Annotated in this window: 13 protein-coding genes; 4 read left to right on the top strand and 9 right to left on the bottom strand. The window is 71.1% G+C overall.

Features of this window, described 5'->3' with window-relative positions; genetic code table 11:
• Positions 1 to 2: 2 nt before the first annotated feature.
• The 3 genes from ABTX78_RS01325 to abmR all read right to left on the bottom strand — a co-directional run bounded on the left by ABTX78_RS01325 (position 3) and on the right by abmR (position 3,195).
• Positions 3 to 1,178: an ROK family protein gene (locus ABTX78_RS01325; RefSeq protein WP_352204741.1), complete on the bottom strand. Its 1,176-nt coding sequence runs from the start codon at positions 1,176 to 1,178 to the stop codon at positions 3 to 5.
• Positions 1,179 to 1,430: 252 nt separating this feature from the next.
• Positions 1,431 to 2,363, bottom strand: a complete 933-nt coding sequence (locus ABTX78_RS01320) for an ornithine cyclodeaminase family protein (protein ID WP_352204740.1) — start codon at positions 2,361 to 2,363, stop codon at positions 1,431 to 1,433.
• Positions 2,364 to 2,670: 307 nt separating this feature from the next.
• The gene (gene abmR / locus ABTX78_RS01315; protein ID WP_352204739.1) at positions 2,671 to 3,195 is read right to left on the bottom strand and encodes an ATP-binding transcription factor AbmR; all 525 of its coding nucleotides are present in this window, start codon (positions 3,193 to 3,195) and stop codon (positions 2,671 to 2,673) included.
• A gap of 268 nt (positions 3,196 to 3,463) precedes the next feature.
• Between abmR and ABTX78_RS01310 the strand changes: the two genes are divergently transcribed.
• Together ABTX78_RS01310 and ABTX78_RS01305 are read left to right on the top strand one after the other, a co-directional pair.
• Entirely contained in the window at positions 3,464 to 4,585 is a 1,122-nt protein-coding gene (locus tag ABTX78_RS01310; RefSeq protein WP_352204738.1) for an XdhC family protein, read from the top strand.
• Positions 4,586 to 4,704: 119 nt separating this feature from the next.
• Positions 4,705 to 4,977 carry a DUF3253 domain-containing protein gene (locus ABTX78_RS01305; protein ID WP_352204737.1) on the top strand — a complete coding sequence of 91 codons (273 nt, stop codon included), beginning with the start codon at positions 4,705 to 4,707 and terminating at the stop codon, positions 4,975 to 4,977.
• Positions 4,978 to 5,025: 48 nt separating this feature from the next.
• Here ABTX78_RS01305 and ABTX78_RS01300 read toward each other — a convergent pair whose 3' ends face one another.
• The 3 genes from ABTX78_RS01300 to ABTX78_RS01290 all read right to left on the bottom strand — a co-directional run bounded on the left by ABTX78_RS01300 (position 5,026) and on the right by ABTX78_RS01290 (position 8,212).
• On the bottom strand, positions 5,026 to 5,769 hold the full coding sequence (locus ABTX78_RS01300) for a hypothetical protein (protein WP_352204736.1): 744 nt from the start codon (positions 5,767 to 5,769) through the stop codon (positions 5,026 to 5,028).
• A gap of 559 nt (positions 5,770 to 6,328) precedes the next feature.
• Complete coding sequence (locus ABTX78_RS01295) at positions 6,329 to 7,615, bottom strand: FAD-binding protein (protein WP_352204735.1); 1,287 nt, start codon at positions 7,613 to 7,615, stop codon at positions 6,329 to 6,331.
• 144 nt (positions 7,616 to 7,759) lie between these two features.
• Positions 7,760 to 8,212 (bottom strand): SseB family protein, encoded by a 453-nt coding sequence (locus ABTX78_RS01290; protein WP_352204734.1) that lies wholly within the window; start codon positions 8,210 to 8,212, stop codon positions 7,760 to 7,762.
• A gap of 458 nt (positions 8,213 to 8,670) precedes the next feature.
• Between ABTX78_RS01290 and ABTX78_RS01285 the strand changes: the two genes are divergently transcribed.
• Positions 8,671 to 9,096 (top strand): OsmC family peroxiredoxin, encoded by a 426-nt coding sequence (locus tag ABTX78_RS01285; RefSeq protein WP_352204733.1) that lies wholly within the window; start codon positions 8,671 to 8,673, stop codon positions 9,094 to 9,096.
• A 74-nt stretch (positions 9,097 to 9,170) separates the two neighbouring features.
• Here the strand turns inward: ABTX78_RS01285 and ABTX78_RS01280 are convergent, their stop codons facing one another.
• Complete coding sequence (locus ABTX78_RS01280; RefSeq protein ID WP_352204732.1) at positions 9,171 to 9,410, bottom strand: hypothetical protein; 240 nt, start codon at positions 9,408 to 9,410, stop codon at positions 9,171 to 9,173.
• A gap of 759 nt (positions 9,411 to 10,169) precedes the next feature.
• On the opposite strand from ABTX78_RS01280, the gene ABTX78_RS01275 reads away from it, so the two are divergent.
• Complete coding sequence (locus ABTX78_RS01275; protein ID WP_352204731.1) at positions 10,170 to 11,561, top strand: FAD-binding oxidoreductase; 1,392 nt, start codon at positions 10,170 to 10,172, stop codon at positions 11,559 to 11,561.
• A gap of 41 nt (positions 11,562 to 11,602) precedes the next feature.
• Here ABTX78_RS01275 and ABTX78_RS01270 read toward each other — a convergent pair whose 3' ends face one another.
• Together ABTX78_RS01270 and ABTX78_RS01265 are read right to left on the bottom strand one after the other, a co-directional pair.
• Positions 11,603 to 11,863 carry a hypothetical protein gene (locus ABTX78_RS01270; RefSeq protein ID WP_352204730.1) on the bottom strand — a complete coding sequence of 87 codons (261 nt, stop codon included), beginning with the start codon at positions 11,861 to 11,863 and terminating at the stop codon, positions 11,603 to 11,605.
• Positions 11,864 to 11,987: 124 nt separating this feature from the next.
• Positions 11,988 to 14,246 carry a transglycosylase domain-containing protein gene (locus ABTX78_RS01265; protein ID WP_352204729.1) on the bottom strand — a complete coding sequence of 753 codons (2,259 nt, stop codon included), beginning with the start codon at positions 14,244 to 14,246 and terminating at the stop codon, positions 11,988 to 11,990.
• Between the last annotated feature and the right edge of the window lie 109 nt (positions 14,247 to 14,355).

Raw genomic sequence — 14,355 nt, 5'->3', positions numbered from 1 at the left:
TCCTATCGGGGTTCGGATCCGATGAATGTCTGAATCGCGGCGGCCGCGGCTCCCCGGGCCCATTCCTCGAAGGGCAGCGGGCGGGTCGTCACCTCGCACTGGGCGGCGGCCCCGAAGGCCGCCGTCCCGAAGGCGTCACGAATGTGCTCGGCGAACAGGTCGTACGCCGCGAGTCCCTCACCCGAGATGATCACGCGCTCGGGTCCCAGCAGATTGACCACGGCCCCGATGGCCCGCCCGATCGCCTCACCGGCGCGTGCGTACGCCTCGCGGGCACCGGCGGCGCCCGCACGGGCCAGCTCCAGGGCTTCGGCGGAGTCGGCCACCGGCCGGCCGGTGGCCTCCCGGATGCGCCGAAGAATCGCGGAGTCCGAGGCGATCGCCTCGACGCAGCCGGTGTTCCCGCAGTGACAGACGGGCCCTTGCGGGTCGATGGGGAGATGGCCGATCTCACCGGCCACACCGTGCGAGCCGGAGACCACACGGCCGTCGACCACGAGGCCGCAGCCGATGCCGGCGCCGACCGTGACGACGGCGAAGTTCGCGCATCCGACGCCTCCGCCGAACCACTGCTCGGCGATCGTCAGGGCGCGGACATCGTTGTCGACGGTGACCGGGAGCCCTGTCGCCGCCGACACCAGCCCGGCCAGTGGGATGTCGCGCCAGCCGAGGAAGGGGGAGTAGTGCACGACCCCCGCGGAGCGGTCGACGTCCCCGGAGACGGCGACGCCGACACCCTGCACCGCGACTCCGAAGCTCCGCGCCTCGGCGACCAGCTCCTCGGTCAGCGCGGTGATGAGCCCGATCACATCGGCCGGCCGCTGCGCGGTGAAGGGCACATGGCGCGCGGTCCTGATGCGGCAGCACAGATCCGTCAGTACGGCGATGACCTCGTCGCCGGTCACCTTGACACCGATGAACAGGGCCCGGCCACCGTCGACGTGTACGGGATTGGCGGGGCGTCCGACGGATGCGCGCACCCCGTCGTCCTCGGTCTCGATCACATAGCCCGCCTCGATCAGCGGGCGGATCGCCTTGGTCACGGCGGCGGGGGAGAGCCCGGTGCGGCGGGTGAGTTCGACCCGGGTGAGCGGGCCCTGGGAGAGCACGGTGACGAAGACGGCGGAGGCGGCCGGGGTGGCCACCGGGAACGTCTCCACACGGTACGTCGACGGCATGGCGGGAAACGTAGGTGAGTTAATTTCCGCTGTCAATAAAGGAAACCGAAACCGTGGAAAGAGCCGCCGCCGGGGCGGTGACGCCGTCACATCCCGGGTCCGGGAGCCGAGTTGACCGACCGTTCCGGCGACGGCGCGGGCGGTGTGGAACCCTCCGTTGCGTCCGCGATGTTCCGGGGCGGGCGACGCCGATGCTCCGCGGCCGGGACGGGCAGGCCGCGCGGCCGGTGGTCAACTGCGCCCCGCACGGGGTCAGTTGCGCAGCGCCTCGTACGCGACGCCGGCGAGGACCAGGTCCTCCCATGCCATCCCGACGCTCTTGAACAACCGAGGCCGGGAGTGGTCGACCCCTGCCTCACCGCGTGCGAGCCCGGCGAAGGTCACCAGCTCGTCCGGGTCCAGCGCCCCCGACTCCACCGCGAGCACGACATCGCCGGCCTCCCGGAACGCGGCGGTCCGCGCCTCCACCACCACGGTCGAACGGCGCACGGTCTCGTCGTCCACCTCCCTCGCGTCGAGCTCGTGGGAACCGACGGCGACGACCGTCGAGCGCGCGGGCAGTGCCGATCCGTCGAACAGGGGAGTACGGGCGGTGGTGCAGCAGGCCACCAGGTCCGCGCCGGCCACCGCGTCCGCCGTCCCCGCCTCGACGACCACGTCCGCCGCCTCGTACTGCCCGACGAAGCGCGCCAGACGCTCCGGGTCGCGGCCGACGATCGTGATGTGCCGCAGCGGCCGGATCGCCCGCAGGGCCTCCACATGGCTGTGCGCCTGGGGTCCGGTACCGAAGACGACCAGGCGCTCCGCGCCGGGCACGGCGAGCAGATCCGCCGCGGCGGCCGACACCGCCGCGGTGCGTACGGCGGTCAGTGCGATCCCGTCGAGTACGGCGACCGGACCGAGTGTCTCGGCGTCCAGCAGCAGATAGCTGCCCTGGACGCGGGGGAGTCCGCGGCCCGGGTTGGCCGGGGCGACAGAGGCGATCTTGACGCCTGCGTAGCGTGCGGCGTGCGACGGCATCAGCAGCAGTTGTCCGTGCTCGACGGGGACCACGGAGCGGGCGGGATCCGACTCCGGGTCCAGCCCGTCGCGCAGAGCCTTCTGGATCGCGGCGATCGCCGATGCCAGGGGAAGTGCGGCGCGTACCGCGTCGGCGCCGAAGAGGGCGATCGTGCCGTCGTCCATCCGTACCTCCGGGGGAGAGCTGCCCTGCCTGCGCGGCGGGCGGCGGGCGCCGGAGCGGCCGGCTCCGGCGTCGCACCTGTCTGACGCGAACAGTCTCGAACGCGTCGTGCCCGCCGCGCGACCGGACCTCAAGGGCTGTCCCGTCCTACCCGGCGGGCGCACGGCGACGGCTACGGACCCTCGCCGCGTTGTCGGATCGCCCGCATACGCCCGGTGGAGGACGGCTCCGCCTTGCGACGTGCCATCCGACGCCGCGCGCTGCCCCACCGGTGATGACGGGGCAGCCCTCAGGCGCGCGTGACAGCCCTCAGGCGCGGTCTGGCCCCTGCTCCCGTACCTCCTCGACATGCCTGAGCGAGTCGCGCAGATCGGTCAGCCAGGTGTCCGCGTTGCGCTGGACCAGGCGGACGCACCAGGCGAGGGCATCGCTGCGGCTGCGGGCCACACCCGCGGCGATCAGTGTGTCCAGGAGCTGCCGCTCCGGCTGGCGCAGCCGGGTCATCGTCGGCGCGGAGACGGTCGTGAACATGGTCCGCAGGCCGCCGCACTCGACGCCCCACGAGACCTTGCGCCCGAACTTCCGCTCCGCCTGCCGTGCGACCTGCACCCGGTCGTCGCGGGTGCGCTCCCTGAACTCCGCGGCACGGCCTTCCTGCGCCGCTTCCCTTTCCGCGGGCGAGACGTCGTCGGCGAGCTCCGGCTCGGGTATCCGGCCGACGACGGTGATCTCCTCGCGGTCCACGGTCACTTCCAGGAGCTCGGTGAAGAGCCCGTCGGGCAGTCGCCCGGCGAACCAGCCCCGCAGCACCTGTTCCGGCTCTTGAGTGATCATGTAATTCAGATTACATCGATGCTTCCGCGGGCGGGAGAGGGATCAGCCGAGGGCGTAACCGGAACCGGGATGCCCTGGTGGAGCGCCGCCCGGCAACGGCTCGCGCGTCCTCGCGGCCGGTCCTAAGGTGACGACTGTGAGAGCGGAACGGCAGACCTCTGCCGACCCGCCGCCGGGATGCCCGACACCCCGGGTCCCGTCGCGGCTTCGACCGGCGACGGCACGGCCGCGCCGGACCGGCCGGCGGCCGTCGTGAGAGGTGCGGCCCATGCGTGAGATCCTCCCGACGCTCCGTCAGTGGTACGAGGCGGGTGCCACCTTCGGTCTCGCCACCGTCGTCGCGGTCAGCCGCAGCGCACCCCGCGATCCAGGTGCGTCGATGGCGGTCGGACCGGACGACCAGGTCGTCGGCAGTGTCTCCGGGGGATGCGTCGAGGGCGCGGTGTTCGAACTCGCCAAGGAGGTCGTCGAGAGCGGCCGGGCCCGGCTGGAGACCTTCGGATACAGCGACGAGGACGCGTTCGCCGTGGGTCTCACCTGTGGAGGTGAGATCACCGTCCTCGTACGCCCGGTGTCGGCGGCGACCGACCCGTCCTTCGGCGAGGTCGCGGCATCGGTCGCCGAACACCGCCCCGTGGTGGTCGCCACCGTCGTCGACGGCCCCGCGGCACGTGGCGCGGCCCTCGCCGTCTGGCCGGACAGCGTGTCGGGCTCGCTCGGCTCCACGGGACTCGACGCCGCGGTCACCGACGACGCGCGCGGCGAACTGGCCCAGGGCGCGACCGGCCGCCGCCACTACGGCCCGCACGGCGAACGACGCGTGGACGACGTCACGGTCTTCCTGCACTCCTTCGCCCCACCGCCCCGCATGCTGGTCTTCGGCGCCATCGACTTCGCGGCCGCGGTCGCGGGGATCGGCGCCTTCCTCGGCTACCGGGTCACGGTGTGCGACGCCCGCCCGGTCTTCGCGGACCCACGTCGCTTCCCCGACGGCGTCGAGGTGGTCGTCGACTGGCCGCACCGATATCTGCGCACGACCGGAACGGACGACCGGACGGTGCTCTGCGTCCTCACCCACGACCCCAAGTTCGACGTGCCGCTCCTGGAGGTGGCCCTGCGCGCACCGGCCGCGTACATCGGCGTCATGGGCAGCCGCCGCACCCACGAGGACCGCATGACCCGCCTGCGGGAGCGGGGCCTGACGGAGGACGAACTGGCCCGCCTCCACTCACCGATCGGTCTCGACCTCGGCGCCCGCACCCCGGAGGAGGTGGCGGTCTCGGTGGCGGCGGAGATCGTGGCCCTGCGCTGGGGCGGCACGGGCGCACCCCTGACACGGACGGCGGGGGCGATTCACGGGGCGCGGGTGTCGGGGCTGAAGCCGGTCTGAGACGGGCGTGGGCTGTACAGGACGCGACCATCCCCCGGCACGGCGGCCGGCCGTTGAGTCGTACACATGGTCGGACGTCCGAAGCAGGATTCCCTGGGGAGCCTGCCACACTGGCCGGTGTGACGGACAGCGAACAGCAGATGGACCGGCGTCTGGAGCGAGCCATCCTGGAGCTGCTGGAGCGTCGCGGCCCGACTGCGAGCATCTGCCCCTCGGACGCTGCACGGGCCGTGTACCGAGGGGACGGCGACGGGTGGCGCGCGCTGATGGAACGGGCCCGGGACGCGGCCCGGCGGCTCGTCGCGGCCGGCGAGGTGGAGATCACCCAGTCCGGCCGCCCCGTCGAGCCGACAGCGGCCCGCGGCCCGATCCGTATCCGCCGCGCCCGTTGACACACCCCAGGCGTGGGACTGCCGGCGGGCGTCCCAGTGGGCCCTGGCCTACTGGAGCATCAGCGCCGCACCGACGACCACGAGAACAGTGCCGGCCCCCGCGGCCACGGGGGATCCCGTCACGGCGGCCACTCCCAACAGGGCGGCCCCCACCAGGGCGATGCCCGCGCCCCGCCGGAATGTCGTCCCCATCACGAATTCGCCGTTCCCCGCATCGCTGGTGTCCCTGGAGCTGTTGCGGATCAGCAGCTCGCCCAGACCGAGGTTCTGGTCGGTCGCGACTCCCAGGAGGGTGGACATGTTGTGCGGTGCCACCCCTGCCATGAGCATGAGGTTCTCGAGTACGGAGTCATCGACCTGTCCCACCAGCCCGGACGCGAATTCGACTTCCGCGTCGGCCACGGCTCCGAGGGTGTCGAGGCTTGCGGCGAGCCGGTCCGCCGCGCCTTCCTCCCGCAGCCACACCTTTGCGATGTTCTCCTGGAACGGCACCTGCTGGACGCTCGCCGCGATGTGCTCGGCCCGCGTGGCGTCCTCGTGCGTGAGTCGCAGAGATACGTCCGAAGGCTCCTCACGGGCCGGCTCCGCCTCGCGGAGCAGCACGTCTCCGGCCCCGGGTGCGGACTGGTAGGTCAGGCCGACCGTGACGATCGGCCTGCGCGCGAGGACGGCCTGACGGTCGACCGGTCCGTCCGGCCCCGTCCCTCCGGCCTCCTCGGCGCGGGACACGGCGCGCATCACCGCGGCAAGGAAATCCTCGACGCCGACGACCGGCTCACTCTGACGAGGCATGGGTCTCTCCTGTCCGGGACGGTTCCGCGACCGTCACCTGCTCCGGCGTCGGCCAGACCGTTGTGGTCACGACCTGGGGGCAGCGGAAACACGCCGCCGCACCCTCCTGGTGCCACCAGCGACATGCGGGGCGGGCGTGGCACCGTGGCAGGACACCGATCACCGGGGGAAGAACCGCGGTGATCCGTTTCGCCAGAGAGCAGTCCCGACCGTCGAAGTGCCGGCAGCCGCTCTCCACGCAATCGGCGGAGAAGCGGAACACCTCCGTGGGGAGGAGGTCTCCCGCCAGTGAGGTGATCTCCGTTACAGCGGGAAGTGCGCTTGCCAGATAGCGGACCTCCGGGGCGTCCGCAGTGCCCTCGACGATTCCGAGGACCGTGCTTCCCGGCATATCGGGTTGTGCGCTCGGGCAGGCCTTTGTCCGCGCATCACTGGGCATCCAGGGGCTCCCGACAGGCTGCTCGCACAAGCGAGGAACGATTGCGCTCTCATCGTGCGGCGCCGTGAAAACAGCCGCAACGGCAGTACGGCCGTTGGAGTGCCGCTCGGCGGGACAGGGTCAAACTCGGGGCACGCCGCTTCGGGTGCCGGGCCGGCCGGAATCCGCCAGACACCCCCGTACGAACGCATTGCGAAACGTCCCGGCCGGATTCAGCTTCTCCGCAAGCGCCGCGAAGTCGCCCAAGTGCGGATAGCGCGACCGCAGTTCCGTCGGCGGTATGGCGAAGACCTTGCCCCAGTGCGGTCGCGGTGCGAAAGGCGACAGGCGTTCTTCGACCAGGGCGACCACCGGCAGGACCGCCGCCGTGTCCGGGACCCAGGTGAAATGGAAAGCGACCGTGTCGCGGCCCTGGGCCGGGCTGAGCCACTGGGTGTCGGCGGCGACCGTGCGTACCTCGCAGATCTGGAGGACCGGGGCCAGCGCCGTGCGTACGGAGTCCAGCTGCCGCAGCGCGGCGAGTGCGTCGGACCGGGGGAGCAGATACTCCGACTGGAGTTCGGCGCCGCTGCTCGGAGTGAACTCGGCACGGAAATGCGGCAGTCGCTCGTGCCACGGCCCGGGGACACCCAGCTGCGGAGTGCAGTTGACCGCGGGCATGCCGGGTACGGGATGCCGTTGGACCGTGGCGGCCACGGAAGGAGTGCGGGGCACGTCGAGAGGCGGTCCGTCGGAGCGCCGTTTGAACCACGCCTGCGTGAACCGGGACTCGCGCCAGTCGGTGAACAGACTTACGCTGTACGCCGCCGAACTCACCGCCTCGAAGTCCAGCCCCGCCAGCGGCAGATCGGTGAAAACGTGCTGGCTCACCTCGAACGCCGGCTCCAGATCGAGCGTGAGCGCGGTGACGACACCGAGGGCGCCCAGCGAGACCACAGCGCCCTCGAAACCGGCGTCGCCGCGGCGCATCACGAGCGAGGAGCCGTCGGCGGTGACCAGTTCCACGGCGCTCACCGCCGATGACAGCGGACGGTTGGCGCTGCCGGAACCGTGCGTGCCGGTGGCGACCGAGCCCGCCACCGAGATGTGCGGAAGGGAGGCCAGGTTGGGCAGCGCCAGTCCGTGCGCGTGGACGAGCCGGGCCAGTTCCGCGTACCGCACACCGCCACCGACGCGCACCGTACGGGCCTGAGTGTCGACTTCCACGGAGGACGGGAGCCGCGCGAGCGAAAGCAACGTGCCGCCCGGACCGTCGACGTCGGCGATCGCGTTGAACGAGTGCCCGCTGCCGAGGACCCGCACCTGAGTGCTGCCGGCGACCAGGCTGCGCAGCTCGTCGAGTGATCCGGGTGTGTGCAGCCGAGCCGTCGAAAAGGTGATGTTCCCTGCCCAGTTGGTCACACCCATGCCCGCAGCCCTCCCGGAAGCCCTCTTCGTCAGTGCGCTGCCGGGCATGCTCCCACGCGGTCGTACAACCGGCTCCGCGCAGGCTCTCCTACGCCGACGTGCTGCGCGCAGCCGCTCTCCCAGGTGCTCCTGCGGCCCGCCGCCCTACTCCGATGCGCCGCCCTGCTCCGGCATGCCGGACTGGCCGTTGCGCCGGGTGACCATGGGGAGCGCACGCACCAGGTCGGCCGGGAGGGTGAGGCCTTCCTCGGAGGACGGATTGACCGCGAGCCACAGATCGTCCGCCGGCCAGTTCGCGGCCAGGTCGACGACGGGGATGCGCACCGCGCTCTCGGGGTCTCCGCCGACCGCCAGCAGCGCGTCCTCCGTCGTGAAGACCGGGATGTACCGCGTGCCGTCCTGTTCGATCACCGGCAGCGCGATGGCGCCCTCGGGGCGCTCCTCCTCGCCTTCGACCGGCGGCGCCTGCGGCAGCAGGGCCATGCTGTTCGCGAGATCGATGAGCGCGGCCTGCGTGTCCGCCATGTCCGCCGCGGACGGGGGCTCCTCGGGGGAGGGGGGCGGGGGTCCGTGCTCGTCGGGGGTCGAGGGGGTCATGGCCAGTCCTCTCGTCGGCGTTGCCTACCGCCCGTCCGCCGATTGCGGGTGGACGCGGGTTGCCTCGGTCGCCGCCGGATGCCGCCCAGCGGCGCAGGGCCGGGGCAAGCGTGGCAATACGTCAAGGCTAAGCCGCCGGGCGCCGGGTGCGAAGTCGACGATCACCGCGAAGTCGACGATCACCGCACCGGTGGTCGGCGAGGGCCTGTCCCACGGAGCCCGGCGGTCGACCCGCTCGACGGTGCGCCCCCGTAGTGCCCGGGCGGCCACGTGCGGCACCGGCGGCTCGCGGACAGCCCGCGCAGCCGGCCCGGCGAGCACGAGCGCATCCACGCCCGGCGAGTACGAGCGCGCCACGGCCCGGCGAGTACGAGCGCCCCGGCGCGTCGATAGCCCGGTCCGGGCGCCGCAGGGCGGACGATCTGGGGGACGTCGTCCATACACAGGAGGCATTCTTCGTGGCCACCACACGCAACGCGCACACCGAGTGGGAAGGCGAACTGCTCAAGGGCTTCGGGGAGGTCACGTTCGACTCGTCGGGCGTCGGTCACTTCCCTGTGACCTGGGCTTCTCGTGCCGAGGATCCGAACGGGAAGACGAGCCCGGAGGAGCTGATCGCCGCCGCCCACTCCAGCTGCTTCTCGATGGCCCTGTCGAACATCCTCACGAAGGCCGGTACGCCTCCGACGATGCTGACGACGAAGGCCGCGGTGACGTTCGAGCCGGGCCCCGGGATCACCGGTATCCACCTCACGGTGACCGGTCAGGTGTCGGGTACGGATGAGGCGGCCTTCAAGGCGGCGGCCGAGGACGCGAAGGCCAATTGCCCGGTGAGCAAGGCTCTCACCGGTACCACGGTCACGCTCACCGCCGAGCTCGACTGACGCTGCGGTCCTGGTGACGCGCCGCCGCCGCCCGCGATCCGGGCGGCGGCTCGCCCCGGGCCGGGGGAGAGCCGTCAGGGAACCCACTTGTACTTGCCGCCGCCGACCCATCTCACCTGGGCGGGGTCGTCCAGGTCGATGTGCTTCAGCCCCGCGCTGTACGCCAGGTCCAGCAACTCCACGAGGTCGCGGGCGATGCCGGCCAGTTCCCCGTTGATCTCGACGGAGCGGAACGGCGGGTCGCCCGGCATGACGGGGTGAACCACGATCGGCGGGGGCCAGGGGCTCCGCGGCTCATCCTCAGGGGTGGTCATCCTGACCGACCGGGACGATTGGGCATCACAGCTCCCTGTTGCAACCGTGGTTCGTCGGACGCAGGGCGCGGGTGCGCAACGCGAGGTGCGCGTACGAAACGCAGGATGCGCGTACGAGATCCATTTTAGAAGCGCGGCTGCTCACCGCACCTCGGGCGCAGGCGTGCCCTCCCGCAGCCGGTGCCCCACCGAGGCCGTCGGCGCCGGGATCCACTGGACGGCGTTGTCGCGGAAGACGCCGCGGGTCCAGGCTGCGTCAGAGGATGGACGTGGCTCATCAGGGCCCGCGGGGCGACCCGGGTGACCGCCTCGCCGGGCCCGTCGGCCGACTGCCGGTAGCGGTGGGCCACCGCCCGCCAGCACATCGAGGTCGTCGCCGGTGGCCACCCCGATGCCTTCGCCGGGCTCGGCCACCCGTGCCGCCCACCGACCCGGCCGATGTGTCCGTCCATGACCCCACGATGCGCTTCCGCGGCAGCACGGGTGCCTCGCGGGACGGCGGCGTTTGCGGCGGTCCCCGGTCGGCGGGATCCTGGATCTACGAGCCATGTGGACACCTGAGAGGCCCTGACCGCGCGCCGGTTGCGGGCCATGCGCCCGTCGGCGGGGACCACGACGGCGGGACGTTCGGAAGCTGCGGCCGGGACGGCCGAAAGAGCCGGAAAGAGCCAGAAGCCGGAAAGAGTCACGAGCGGACGCAGCCGAACGAGACGAAGGCCAGGCGGGTCACGGTCCGTGCCCCCGCTCTAGGAGATCCTGATGGACGACACCACTCTGGAAGCGATGCGGACAGTGCTGCGCGGTCCGGTCATCGGCCCCAAGGACCTGGACTACGCGCAGTCCTGCACGGTGTACAACGGGATGATCGACCGTCGGCCTGCGGCCATCGCGCAGTGCACGGACGTGGCCGATGTCATGGCCGCCGTCGATTTCGTACGCGACCACGGTCTCGAACTCGCCGTCAGAGGCGGTGGCCACAGCGGACCCGGACTGTGTCTGGTGGACGACGGCGTCACCATCGACCTGGCGCCCATACGGTGGACGCACATCGACCCCGGCACCCGCACCGCCATGGTCGGCGGCGGCAGCCAGCTCGGCGACCTCGACCACGCCGGCCACGCCTTCGGCCTCGCCACCCCCTCGGGCATCCAGTCGACGACCGGTGTCGGCGGGCTCACCCTGGGAGGCGGCCACGGCCACCTCACCCGCAAGTACGGCCTCACCATCGACAGCCTGCTCTCCGCCGACGTCGTCCTCGCGGACGGCAGCCTCGTCACCGCGAGCGAGAGCGAGCACCCCGATCTGTTCTGGGCGTTGCGCGGCGGTGGCGGCAACTTCGGCATCGTCACCTCGTTCCGCTTCCGGATGCACCCGGTCAGCACCGTGGGCGTGGCCATCACCGTGTGGCCGATCGAGCGGACCCGTGAGGTGCTCGGGTGGTACCGCGACTTCCTGCCGCAGGCCACCGACGACCTGAACGGCTTCTTCGCGCTGCTCTCGGTGCCGCCCGGTCCGCCGTTCCCCGAGGAGCTCCACGGACGGAAGATGTGCGGCGTGGTGTGGTGCTGGACCGGTGACCCGGACCGTCTGGAGGAGGTGCTCCGGCCCGTGAGCGACGCCGGGACCCCGGCCTTCCACTTCACGGCACCGATGCCCTACCCGGCTCTCCAGAGCATGTTCGACGACCTGCTTCCGAGCGGACTCCAGTGGTACTGGCGCGGTGCCTTCTTCGACCGCATCACCGACGAGGCCATGGACGTCCACCTCCACTACGGCGAGAACCTCCCCACCGCCCTGTCGACCATGCACCTCTACCCGGTCGACGGTGCCGCCTCCCGCGTGGGGAGGGACGACACCGCCTGGAGCCACCGGGACGCCACCTGGTCCGGTGTGATCGCGGGCATCGACCCCGACCCGGCCAACGCAGCGGCGCTCAAGCAGTGGTGCACCGCCTACGAGGAGGCGCTCCGGCCGTATTCGATGGGCGGTTCCTATGTGAACTTCCTCGGGGAGGACGAGGGCCAGGACCGGGTCAGGGCGACCTACGGCGACCATTTCGACCGCCTGGCGGAGATCAAGCAGACCTACGACCCGCACAACCTCTTCCACGCCACCCAGAACATCCGGCCGGCGGAACCGGCAGGCCGCTGACGAGCCCACGGGCCATGCTCCGGGTTCCGGTCCCGTCGTCGTCAGGTGAACCACACGACGAGCACGGCCGCGACGACGGTGGCCGCGGCCACGCACAGGAAGACCGTCCGGACGGGCGCCACCAGGAGGTCGGTCACGGCCTTCCGGAATTCCCCGTCCGGCGCGGCGAGGACATCTTCTCCTGCGGTACACACGCCACCGCCCTCGTCGTCGGCGCCGCGCGGTGGTGAGTCCGGCGGCCGGGTGACGGTCACGACCGAAACCCCGGCCACCGGCAACGGGTCACTCTCCCAAGCGCTCATGCCGGATCAACCGCCCAGCCCGCCGAAAGGGCCCGGCATGCGTCCGATCCGCAATCCCGCCGTCACCGAGCCGTTAGCCGATGTGGCGCCCGGCTCGGTGGAGGAGGAACCAACTGCCCTGCCGTCAGGGCTGCTCGGGGGCGGAGAAGCGCACCACCTTCTGGCCCTTGAGCGCTTCGGTCATGTACGTCCGCCAGATCTCCGCGGGGAACGAGGCGCCGTGGACCTTCGCCTGGCCACCCGTGCCGAACATCTCCAGGAACCTGCCCTTCTGGTTCTTCTCGCTGTCGTCGAGGCGGTACATGTCGATGGCGGTCGACAGCTGCGGGGTGTAGCCCACGAACCAGGCGGACTTGTTGCCGTCGGTCGTACCGGTCTTGCCGGCGACCTCACGGCCCGGCAGCCGCGCGTTCCGGCCGGTGCCCTCGTCGTTCGCGACGACATCCTTGAGCACGTCGGTCACGGAGCCGGCGACCGCGGCGGGGAAGGCCCGCTCGGGCTCGTCCTTGTGCGAGTAGATCACCCGGCCCGTCCGCTTCACCTGCGTGACGGAGTACGGCTCACGCTGCTCGCCCCCGGCCGCGAAGGTGCCGTAGGCGCCGGCCATACGGATGGCGCTGGGCGAGGAGATACCGAGGGAGAAGGAGGGGACGTCCGACGTGTTGAGCGAGTTCTCGAGAAGGCCGGCGTCGACGGCGGCCTTGCGCACCGAGGGGATGCCGGTGTCCATGCCCAGCTGTACGTACGGTGAGTTCGCCGAGCGGACCATGGCCTCACGCAGCGAGACGTTTCCGTACGACTCGTTGCCGTCGTTGGTCTGCAGCCACTCCTCACCCTCCGCGGTCAGCCAGACCGAGCCGTCGTAGTTCTTGATCCTGAGCTTGTCCTGGCCGCTGTAGACGGTCGTGTCGGGATCGACGGGCGTACGCTCGGCACTTCCCTGGGTCGCGCCGCGCTGCGGGTCGCGCACACCGTCGCGCAGGGCCGCCGCCAGGACGAACGGCTTGAAGGTCGATCCGACCGGGACGCCGGTCGCGTCGGCGTTGTTGGTGAAGTCTTCGGTCGCGTCCTCGCCGCCGTAGATGGCGACGATCGCACCGGTCCGCGGGTCGACGGAGGCACCGCCGAACTGGACATGGGTGTCCGTCTTCGGTCGCTTGTCGGGCCTGATGTCGGCCTCGCGGACCTTCTTCACCGCGGTTTCGAGCTGTTCGACCTTCTTCTTGTCGAAGGTGGTGTGGATCTCGTAGCCGCCGCGCGCCAGGTCATCCGCACTGAGGCCGAGGGCCTGGTCCTTGAGGACGTTCGCCTTGGCGAGTTCGACCAGATAGCCGACCTGACCCCCGAGCTTCGCCCCCTTCGAGACGGACCGGGGCATGGGGAACTCGGGGTACTCGGCCCGCTCGGCGGCGGTCAGATGCTTGTCCTTGACCATCTCGTCCATGACCCACTTCCAGCGGTCCGTCACCCGCGTCAGATTGGCCTTCGGCGTCGCCGCCGGGTCGATGTCCACGGAACCGGCAGGATCGAAGTACACGGCGCCCTTGAGCAGCGAGGCGAGGAAGGCGCACTCGCTGGGGTTCAGGTCCTTGGCGTCCTTGCCGTAGTACGTACGGGCGGCGGCCTGGATGCCGTAGGCACCACGCCCGTAGTACGAGGTGTTCAGATAGCCCGCCATGATGTCGGGCTTGTCCATGTCGGCGCCGACCTTGATGGAGACGAACAGCTCCTTGACCTTACGGCTCACGCTCTTCGGCTGGTCACCGAGCATCGCGTTCTTCACGTACTGCTGGGTGATGGTGGAACCGCCCTGGGTCTCGCTGCCCTTGGCCATGTTCGCCACGGCGCGGCCGATACCCATGGGGTCGATCCCCGAGTCGGTCCGGAACGTCTTGTTCTCCGCCGAGATCACCGCGTCCTGCATGGCCTTCGGGATCTCGCCGATGTCGACGACCTGACGGTTGATCTCACCACCGGTGGCGGCCATCTGCGTGCCGTCGGCCCAGTAGTAGACGTTGTTCTGCGCCTCGGCCGCCCTGGTCGGGGCGGGGACCTCCACCAGTGCGTAGGCGACCGTCGCTGCCCCCACCGTCGCGGTGACGACGCCGAAGGAAGTGCCCAGGACGAGCCGCCACGAGGGTATCCAGCGGCGCACCCCACCCTTGCCGCGACGCGGGTAGTCGATCAGGCGCTTCTTGCCGGGACCTGCGTCCGTGACGCTTTCGGCCTTGCCGCCGTCACCGTCTTCGACGTCTCCGCGGTCACTGTCACCTTCGGCGTGGCCGGTGTCCGCCCCGTCCTCGGGGGCCGGTCCGGGACGACGGCGGTCGTCCGTGTTCTCGCCGTCGGGGGACTGCGGCCCTCGGGGACGGTTCTGGGTCATCGAACGGACACTCCTCCGGGAAGCGAATGTGTGGGCCTGACGTGCAACTCCCGGCACAACCATCACGGTTGCCGGAGCGTTGGCACGGCGGCGCGGCACACAGTACACG

Origin of the sequence: Streptomyces sp. NPDC096193, from assembly GCF_040302905.1 — a bacterium.
Lineage (GTDB): Bacteria > Actinomycetota > Actinomycetes > Streptomycetales > Streptomycetaceae > Streptomyces.
The sequence above is the reverse complement of the archived record's forward strand: the minus strand, read 5'-3'. Positions and strand labels throughout refer to the sequence as shown.

Bases quoted from the DNA above. Each gene is read 5' to 3' on its own strand.
- ABTX78_RS01325 (WP_352204741.1), bottom strand. From the start codon at position 1,178: ATGCCGTCGACGTACCGTGTGGAGACGTTCCCGGTGGCCACCCCGGCC.
- ABTX78_RS01320 (WP_352204740.1), bottom strand. From the start codon at position 2,363: ATGGACGACGGCACGATCGCCCTCTTCGGCGCCGACGCGGTACGCGCC.
- abmR (WP_352204739.1), bottom strand. From the start codon at position 3,195: ATGATCACTCAAGAGCCGGAACAGGTGCTGCGGGGCTGGTTCGCCGGG.
- ABTX78_RS01310 (WP_352204738.1), top strand. From the start codon at position 3,464: ATGCGTGAGATCCTCCCGACGCTCCGTCAGTGGTACGAGGCGGGTGCC.
- ABTX78_RS01300 (WP_352204736.1), bottom strand. From the start codon at position 5,769: ATGCCTCGTCAGAGTGAGCCGGTCGTCGGCGTCGAGGATTTCCTTGCC.
- ABTX78_RS01295 (WP_352204735.1), bottom strand. From the start codon at position 7,615: ATGGGTGTGACCAACTGGGCAGGGAACATCACCTTTTCGACGGCTCGG.
- ABTX78_RS01290 (WP_352204734.1), bottom strand. From the start codon at position 8,212: ATGACCCCCTCGACCCCCGACGAGCACGGACCCCCGCCCCCCTCCCCC.
- ABTX78_RS01280 (WP_352204732.1), bottom strand. From the start codon at position 9,410: ATGACCACCCCTGAGGATGAGCCGCGGAGCCCCTGGCCCCCGCCGATC.
- ABTX78_RS01275 (WP_352204731.1), top strand. From the start codon at position 10,170: ATGGACGACACCACTCTGGAAGCGATGCGGACAGTGCTGCGCGGTCCG.
- ABTX78_RS01270 (WP_352204730.1), bottom strand. From the start codon at position 11,863: ATGAGCGCTTGGGAGAGTGACCCGTTGCCGGTGGCCGGGGTTTCGGTC.
- ABTX78_RS01265 (WP_352204729.1), bottom strand. From the start codon at position 14,246: ATGACCCAGAACCGTCCCCGAGGGCCGCAGTCCCCCGACGGCGAGAAC.